Source organism: Nonomuraea lactucae (assembly GCF_003313395.1).
Taxonomy (GTDB): Bacteria; Actinomycetota; Actinomycetes; order Streptosporangiales; family Streptosporangiaceae; genus Nonomuraea; species Nonomuraea lactucae.
Genome location: NZ_QNFZ01000805.1, coordinates 1 through 5,284 on the forward strand (window position 1 = coordinate 1; position 5,284 = coordinate 5,284).

Here is a 5,284-nt window from a genome sequence, read left to right on the forward strand (position 1 = left end):
CGGGCGGCCAGCCAGCGCGCCGCGCCCACGCCCGGGCCGGGAACGCCGTCCCGCCGCCCCGCGAACTCCTCTCCGGACGACCACAGGCGCGACCATCCGGTCCCCACCAGCACGGCGTCACCCTCGCGGATCTCCAGGTCGCCGGCGGCCCGCTCCAGGTCGCCGGCGGTGACCTCGTAGCCGGGCGGCAGCGTGTCCACCCCGTGCGCGGAGGCCACGTCGAGCAGCACGCACCGGCCCACGTACGGGTCGAAGGCGTCGATGCCGAGCGCGCCGAACCCTTCGTGCGACATCACCTCGGCCGCGGGCCGCCCGCCGTGCAGGAGCCCGTCCTGCGAGACGTGCGCGAGCGCGTCCACGTGGGTGCCGACATGCCCGCCCGTGACGATGACCTCGTTCGCGGCCGAGCCGCCGTCCGGCCTGACCACGTCGCCGTGCCGCCGCTCCAGCGCCATCCGGAACGGCGGGTGGTTGGGCGACTGCGGCATGCCGTTGCGCATCGGCTGCCCGAGGTCAAGCACCCGCGCGCCGCCCTCCAGTGCCTTCCACAGCGACATCTCGACCGGCTCCAGACCGTCGGGGGAAGAATGTTGATCCAGACAGTACACATTCGTCCCACGTTCGCCGGTTGATCCGCATATTTACGGTCGCCGACAGTCCGGCGACGCGCGCCGGTGAGCGGAGGGGAGGGTCACCGCCGGGGCGGGTCGATGCGGGCGCCGTCCGTCGTGAAGATCATCATTCGGGACATGTCCACCCCCACCTTGGCGGCGTCGCCCGCCCGCCAGACCGGCCGGACGCCCAGCCGGACGATGAGGTCGGCGCGGCGGTGGATGCCGCTGCCCTGCGGCTGGCCGTCCGGCTCGTCCTGCGTGACCGGCTCCTCCCGCTGGCGCATCAGGCGGCGCAGCATCGAGCCGAGCCCGCCAGATCCGTTCTGGTGGCCGTTGGCGCGGGTGTGCGGGTCCGGCGGCTCGGGCACGGGCACGGCGGGCACGCCGCACTCGACGTAGGCGAGCCACTCGTGGCCGTGGTACTCCAGGGTCCGCACCCGCCCGTAGAAGGCGGGACCGTCGTACGACTCCGGCACCGGCGCGAGCCCGTCGGGCCGCAGGCCGATCAGCACGCGACCGCCGACGTGCTGGGAGATGGCGTACGCCCGGGGATCGCTCCAAGGGACCATCAGCCGGTGCGGCCCGAAGTCCAGCAGGACGTACTGGTTCTGCGGCGTGTGGACCGTCGCCGCCAGCAGGTTGAGCTGCTGGGAGTTGAGGAACGCGGCCACGAACGCCGTCGCCGGGTCGTTGTAGATCTGGGCCGGGGTGCCGACGTCCTGCAGGACCCCGCGGTTGAGGATGGCGATCCGGTCGGCCAGCGTGAGCGCCTCCACCTGGTCGTGCGTCACGTAGATCGTCGTGACGCCCAGCGACCTGACCAGCGCGGAGATCTCCATGCGCAGCTCGGTGCGCATACCCGCGTCGAGGTTGGACAGCGGCTCGTCCATGAGGAACAGCTTGGGCTGCCGGACGATCGCCCGGCCCATCGCGACCCGCTGCCGCTGGCCGCCGGAGAGCGTGCCGGGCCGGCGGTCGAGGGTCTCCTCGATGTGCAGGGCCTTGGAGAGTTCGATGACGCGCTCGCGGACCTTCGCCGGGTCCGACTTGGCGATCTCCAAGGGGAAGGAGATGTTGCCGCGGACGGTGCGGTGCGGGTAGAGGGCGCCGTTCTGGAACACCATGGCGACGTCGCGGTCGCGGGGGGCGAGATGGTTGGCCAGCTCGCCGTCCAGCCACAGATCGCCCTGGGTGATCTCCTCCAGCCCCGCGATCATGCGCAAGAGCGTCGACTTGCCGCAGCCTGACGGTCCGAGCAGGACCAGGAACTCGCCGTTTTCGGCCCGCAGGCTCAACCGATCCACCGCCAGATGATCGCCTGGGTAAACCTTGGTCACCTTGTCGAGAACGACTGAGCTCATGGGCTTACACCTTGCGCGCGTGTCACCTGTGACGGGCTGATGGAAGAGGTAGTACATCGCGCATGTACACCCCGTGTCCACCCTTGCCATGAAAGATCTCCAACCGTCGTGGTTTCGGACAGGTTTTCGGTCCATAGCCTCTGAGAATCCGGACATGGATGGCCTTGGAATCGCTTGCGTAAACTTGCGGCAATGGCTTTCATGATCGGGGACCTGTTGGGGGGAGCATGACCGCGTGGTGGCGTGACGCCGTGATCTACCAGGTGTACGTGCGCAGCTTCGCCGACGGCGACGGCGACGGCGTCGGCGACCTCGCCGGGGTCCGCGAGCGCCTGCCGTACCTGGCGGAGCTGGGCGTGGACGCCATCTGGCTGACGCCGTTCTACCGCTCGCCGATGGCCGACTTCGGCTACGACGTGGCCGACCACCGGGACGTCGACCCCCTGTTCGGGACGCTGGCGGACGCCAAGGCGCTGATCGACGAGGCGCACGGCGCCGGCCTGCGGGTGATCCTGGACATCGTGCCGAACCACACCTCCTCGGACCACCCGTGGTTCCAGGAGGCACTGCGCGGCCGGCACCGCGACCGCTACATCTTCCGCGACGAGCCCAACGACTGGGAGTCGGTCTTCGGCGGACCGGCCTGGACGCGGGTGGAGGACGGGCAGTGGTACCTGCACCTGTTCGACTCCTCGCAGCCCGACCTCAACTGGGACAACCCCGACGTGCGCGCCGAGTTCGAGTCGATCCTGCGGTTCTGGCTCGACCTGGGCGCCGACGGGTTCCGCGTGGACGTGGCGCACGGCATGGTCAAGCCGGCCGGCCTGCCCGACGTGGGCCGCCCCGGCCAGGCCCGCATGATCGGCGCCGAGGCCCTGCCGTACTTCGACGACGACGGCGTCCACGACATCCACCGCTCGTGGCGGCGCCTGCTCGACTCCTACCCCGGCTCCCGCATCGGGGTGGCCGAGGCGTGGGCGCCCACGCCCGAGCGGCTCGCCCGCTACGTCCGGCCGGACGAGATGCACCAGGCGTTCAACTTCCACTTCCTGTTCGCCCCCTGGGACGCCGCCGCCCTGCGCCAGGTGATCGACGAGTCGCTGGCCACCGCGGGGTCGGTCGGCGCGCCCTGCACCTGGGTCCTGTCCAACCACGACGTCAAGCGGCACGTCACCCGCTACGGCAGCCTGTCGAGGGGGCGCGCCGCCGCGCTGCTCGCGCTGGCGCTGCCCGGCTCCGCCTACGTCTACCAGGGTGAGGAGCTCGGCCTGCCCGAGGTGCTCGACCTGCCCAACGACCTGCTCCGGGACCCGCAGCGGCTGCGTGACGCCGGCAGCGGACGCGACGGCTGCCGGGTGCCGATCCCGTGGACCCGCGACTCCGGCTGGCGCGACCCGTGGCTGCCGATCCCGGCCGAGTGGGCCGAGCTGAGCGCGGAAGCCCAGCGCGGCGCCCCCGGATCGACGTTCGAGCTGTACCGCCGGGCGCTGCGGCTGCGGCGGTCGATCGAGGGAGAGCTGGTCTGGCACGACTCTCCCGAGGGCACGCTGGTCTTCTCCCGAGGCGACCTGTTGTGCGCGGTGAACGTCACCGGCGCGCCCGCCCCCCTCCGCGTCGAGGGCGAGCTGCTGCTCGCCTCCGCCGAGCCGGGTGCGCCCGACTCCGCGGCGTGGTGGAAAGTAAAGTGTCTGCCATGAACGGTCACGCGCGGCTCGCTGACATCGCCGCCCAGGCCGGCGTGAGCGAGGCCACGGTCAGCCGGGTGCTCAACGGCAAGCCCGGGGTCTCCTACGCCACCCGGCAGGCGGTCATGGCCGCGCTCGACCTCATGGGCTACGAACGCCCGCCGCGGCTGCGCCAGCGCAGCAACGGGCTGATCGGCCTGGTCACGCCGGAGCTCGACAACCCGATCTTCCCGGCGTTCGCCCAGGCCATCGAGAAGGCGCTCACCCAGCACGGCTACACGCCCGTGCTGTGCACGCAGCTGCCGGGCGGCGCGCCCGAGGACGAGTTCACCGAGCTGCTCGTGGACCGCGGGGTGAGCGGCATCGTGTTCGTGTCCGGCCTGCACGCCGACACCACGGCCCGGATGGATCGCTACACCCGCCTGACCGACCGCGGGCTGCCGATCGTGCTGGTCGACGGCTACAACCAGCAGATCGAGGCCCCGTTCATCTCACCCGACGACCGGCTCGCCACGCGCCTGGCCGTGCAGCACCTCGTGGACCTCGGGCACGAGCGGATCGGCCTGGCGCTGGGCCCGCGCAGGTTCGTGCCGGTGATCAGGAAGATCGAGGGCTACAAGCAGGCCATGTCCCACCTGCTCGGCGCCACCGACGTCGACGACCTCATCGCCAGCTCGCTGTTCTCCGTGGAGGGCGGGCAGGCGGCCACCGCGCAACTGCTGGCGCGCGGGTGCACGGGCGTCGTCTGCGCGAGCGACCTGATGGCGCTGGGAGCGATCCGGGCCTGCCGCGAGAAGGGGCTGTCCGTGCCGGGGGAGGTGTCGGTGGTGGGGTTCGACGACTCGCCGCTGATCGCGTTCACCGACCCGCCCCTGACGACCGTGCGCAAGCCGATCGGCGCGATGGCGTCGGCGGCCGTCCAGACGCTGCTCGAAGAGGTCAACGGGGCTCCCGCCAAGCACGTCGAGCTGATCTTCCAGCCGGAGCTGGTCGTGCGCGGCTCCACCGGCTCGGGCCCCCTGGTCAACCGCTGACGCCGGCCGCAGGTCAAGTCGGGGCTAGACGTTGCGAATCCACCACTCCTGCTTGTACGCCTTTTCGGAATACTTTGGAGCAGGCCTCTCGAGGGTGACTTTTTCCGAGTGCCAACCTGTGAGCACGAGGTCTTCTTCGTCCCTGAAGATTTTTCCTGACCCGTCGCGGAGCCACAACTGGCGACGTTCATTCTCAATACACTTGTAAGTGCGGAGAGCGGGGCCGAGCCGGCTGGCGCATTGGGTTGGCAAACTCTCGACCTGGGCATCGAGCACGAGCTTCTGGCGGTCACCTACACGCTTTATGATCCACTCCTTGTAGTACCTCGGGTTGTCGCAACTGACCGCGCGGAGATACATGTCGGCCGATTCTTTATCCACCCCCATGCACTGATCCCGAAAGTTCTTCTCCTTCAGTACGAGCTGGACTCTTCCGGCGGCGTTCTCCGTAGAGGCTTGGACGGGCGCGACACCGATTGCGAGCGTCGCGCAGGCAAGGGCGAGCCCAGGCAGTGAGTGTTTTCCAACCTGAAGCCGCAGGTCGCGGGCATGCCGTGCGGGAGGTCTTGATCGACAAGTAGAAGAGCCCC

The 5,284-nt window shown here is 70.1% G+C and carries 5 protein-coding genes; 2 read left to right on the top strand and 3 right to left on the bottom strand.

The window, feature by feature from the left end; all coding sequences use genetic code 11:
* Both DQW85_RS28100 and DQW85_RS28105 read right to left on the bottom strand, forming a co-directional pair.
* Positions 1-557 (bottom strand): cyclase family protein (locus tag DQW85_RS28100; protein WP_162795438.1); only part of this gene is annotated, 557 nt, incomplete at its 3' end.
* Between the two features lie 134 nt (positions 558-691).
* Entirely contained in the window at positions 692-1,975 is a 1,284-nt protein-coding gene (locus DQW85_RS28105) for an ABC transporter ATP-binding protein (protein WP_113702899.1), read from the bottom strand.
* Between the two features lie 227 nt (positions 1,976-2,202).
* Here DQW85_RS28105 and DQW85_RS28110 point away from each other — a divergent pair, with 227 nt between their 5' ends.
* Positions 2,203-3,672, top strand: coding sequence for an alpha-amylase family glycosyl hydrolase (locus tag DQW85_RS28110; protein ID WP_113702900.1), 1,470 nt, complete (start codon positions 2,203-2,205; stop codon positions 3,670-3,672).
* The gene (locus DQW85_RS28115; RefSeq protein WP_113702901.1) at positions 3,669-4,694 is read left to right on the top strand and encodes a LacI family DNA-binding transcriptional regulator; all 1,026 of its coding nucleotides are present in this window, start codon (positions 3,669-3,671) and stop codon (positions 4,692-4,694) included. Before DQW85_RS28110 ends, DQW85_RS28115 begins: the two co-directional genes overlap by 4 nt.
* A gap of 24 nt (positions 4,695-4,718) precedes the next feature.
* Here DQW85_RS28115 and DQW85_RS46100 read toward each other — a convergent pair.
* On the bottom strand, positions 4,719-5,284 hold a 566-nt coding region (locus tag DQW85_RS46100), incomplete at its 5' end, for a hypothetical protein (RefSeq protein ID WP_205315468.1).